Source organism: Wolbachia endosymbiont of Drosophila leontia, assembly GCF_028981785.1.
In the GTDB taxonomy this organism is placed as follows: Bacteria; Pseudomonadota; Alphaproteobacteria; order Rickettsiales; family Anaplasmataceae; genus Wolbachia; species Wolbachia pipientis.
Map to the genome: position 1 here is coordinate 1 of NZ_JAPQLK010000183.1, position 2,968 is coordinate 2,968.

At 36.3% G+C, this 2,968-nt stretch carries 3 protein-coding genes; 2 read left to right on the forward strand and 1 reads right to left on the reverse strand.

The features are described from left to right. Positions 1–36 precede the first annotated feature (36 nt). Positions 37–1,194: a peptide MFS transporter gene (locus tag OZD63_RS06040; protein WP_275008379.1), complete on the forward strand. Its 1,158-nt coding sequence runs from the start codon at positions 37–39 to the stop codon at positions 1,192–1,194. Between the two features lie 146 nt (positions 1,195–1,340). Here the strand turns inward: OZD63_RS06040 and miaB are convergent, their stop codons facing one another. Beyond that, complete coding sequence (gene miaB / locus OZD63_RS06045) at positions 1,341–2,660, reverse strand: tRNA (N6-isopentenyl adenosine(37)-C2)-methylthiotransferase MiaB (RefSeq protein ID WP_274979756.1); 1,320 nt, start codon at positions 2,658–2,660, stop codon at positions 1,341–1,343. A gap of 42 nt (positions 2,661–2,702) precedes the next feature. Between miaB and OZD63_RS06050 the strand changes: the two genes are divergently transcribed. Beyond that, a complete protein-coding gene (locus OZD63_RS06050) occupies positions 2,703–2,837 on the forward strand; it encodes a hypothetical protein (RefSeq protein WP_274979755.1) in 135 nt (44 codons plus the stop codon). Positions 2,838–2,968: the final 131 nt, after the last annotated feature.

The following is a 2,968-nucleotide window of genomic DNA, read 5'->3' on the forward strand; positions in this document are numbered from 1 at the left end:
TAAAAGAGCTTCCAGACTCTTTTCATATGGAGAAAAATCAATGCTTGCAATGTTGTTGTAGGGGTAGGTACTGGTATGTTTAAAGGGAACGTAACTAACTTACTTAGTTCATGCTATGGCAAAGACGATCCTGAACGTAGCAGAGGCTTTACTTTATTTTACGTAGGTGTGAATATTGGAGCAATATTGGCTTCTATTTCATGTGGTTATGTAGCCCACTTGTTTGGCTGGCACTACAGCTTTGGTTTAGCTGGTATTGAGATGTCTATAGGGCTAATCTTTTTTCTCAAATTTCAGAATCTTTTAGGAGATAGCGGCCTTTCTCCTTATCCAGAGCTTATGAATAAGCGCATATTAGGGATTAAAATTTTTGGTATAGTATTGATAGGAAGCTTTCTGTCATCATCAATAATTGCTAAAATGCTTATATATAGTGAATTTTTTACTAATATGCTCATATTTATTGGAATAACAGCTCTGGGCATATTTATTTATATAATATCTAAATTATCAGCAGAACAAAGACGAAAATTAGTGGCATTATCTATTCTTGTGGTATTTTTCTTGTGTTTTTTTGCTTTAGAAATGCAGCTTGGCTCTTTGGTTAACTTATTCACCGAAAGAAACGTTATTAACCATGTATTAGGTACAACAATCCCAGCTTCAGTTTCTCAAGCCATAAATCCTTTGTCAATTATAATATTTGGCTTTCTTTTTGGAACATACATGAAGTTTAAGCAAAAATATGCAACTTCCATATTTACCCTTGGCCTTCTGACAATGGCTATGTGTTTTTTCACACTGTACATAGGATGTTTAAACTCTAACATTGAAGGTAAAGTAGAATACTTATATTTAATAATTGCTATCTCCTTTATGGGACTGGGAGAGTTATGTATTGCTCCATTAGTCCAAGAACAAGCAACTACACTAGCCCCCAAAAACCTTAGAGGAGTAGTGATGGGTATAGTAATGCTGTCATTAGCGTTTTCTAACCTAGCCGGAGTTGCAATATCAAAATTTATGTCAGTTCCTTCAGTAAATGGTAAAATAAATTATTTAGAATCTTTAGAAATATATAAAGAGGGTTTTTTAAAGGTGGGAATATTTAATTTAATGCTCGTTATTGTATTTTTATTCTTCTTCAATTTTATACATAAAGTTATTACTAACTCATCTTGTACAAAAAATTGATATAGGTAAGCTCAAGACTACTATTTGTAGATTTAAGGTACCCGTTCAGCAGAGGTAGCAATTAAACTTTGTAACTTTTGAAAAAGATTATGATTGCATTTTTTCAATACTCTTTGCTTAAGACTTATATTTAACGCTGCTCAAAATCAGTAAAAGGCACACCCCAACAAACTATTTTGCCGAGCTTCCAACACTTTCACGTTTACTATTTTGTCTCTGTATTTACCTTCAGGATCATCAATGCACACTGATTGCATATATGGGCTTTTACCAATAATTTGGTTTTGGTGTTTACCTTTTTTATCGCTAAATAGAACAGGTATAGTTTTGCCTACCATACTCTGGTTAAACTCAAGTTGTTGCTTACTAATTAATTTCTGTAAACGAAGAAGGCGCTCTGTTTTAACCTCTTCTGGTACTTGATCTTTTCTTTCCGCTCCCGGTGTGCCTGGTCTTGGGCTGTATTTAAAACTATAAGCCTGAGCATATCTAACTTTTTCTACTAATTTCATAGTTTCTTCAAAATCTTTTTCGGTTTCTCCAGGAAAACCAACAATAAAATCAGAAGAAAATTCGATTTCAGGTTTCAATTTGCGAAATCTGTCTATTATTTCCAAATACTCCTCTGCAGTGTGTTTCCTGTTCATCGCGTGCAATATTTTATTCGAACCAGACTGCACAGGCAGGTGAACAAACGGCATGAGCTTTGGCTCTTCCGCATGTGCCAAGTAGAGAGATTCATGCATATCTCTTGGATGAGAAGTTGTATAACGAATCCTCTCTAGCTTTTCAATTTTAGCAATATGACTAATTAATTTTCCTAAATCCCACACTTCCCCTTCGCACTCCCCATGGTAAGCATTGACGTTCTGACCAAGCAAATTGATCTCATTTGCCCCATTTGCAACTAATTTCAATGCTTCACGAAATATTTCATTCATTGGCCGTGAATACTCAGCTCCACGAGTATAGGGCACTACACAAAACGTACAAAATTTATCACAACCCTCTTGTATGGCAAGAAACGCAGAAGACCCCTGGCTATTGCCATAGCATTCATCTGGCAATTTATCAAACTTTGCAACTTCAGGAAAATCAGTGTTTATTACATGACCTTTACTTCTGCTTGCTTTGACTATCAGCTCCGGTAAGGTAGCGATACTCTGCGAACCAACAACAATATCAACAAAAGGAGCCCTTCTGAACACTTCTTCTCCCTCTGCTTGCGCTACACACCCAGCCACCACTATAGTCATTTCTTTTCGTAACGAATGAATCTTCCCAAGCTCTGAGTAAAGTTTTTCTGCTGCCTTCTCTCTAATGTGACAAGTATTCAGTATCACTAAATCGGCTTTCCCTGCATCACTAACAACGTTGAACCCCAAAGGTTTAATTACATTTTCCATTAAAACGGAGTCATAAACGTTCATCTGACAGCCGTAAGTTTTAATATATAGGCCTTTCATATTTGGTATGTCTTTTTCAAAATTTCTTCACCCTACACGTAAATGCCTAACAGACCAGCGCGTGACGCTAGTGAACTTGCTAGCACAATAGATTTTGACAAAATTATACGAAAAACTGGATCCCAGTGTCAAGCACTGGGATCCAGGAAAAAGAATGGTGTCATCCGAGTAGCTTGACACTGGCATCCAGGAAACTTAATTGCAAGTAATGCATTGAGTTTGGTGAGTATGGGTTTTGCGTTAGAACCTGTTTAAAATCTTCGTAATAGGAGAGAAATGAAGGAAAGGACAATCATTTGCAAGCTGGT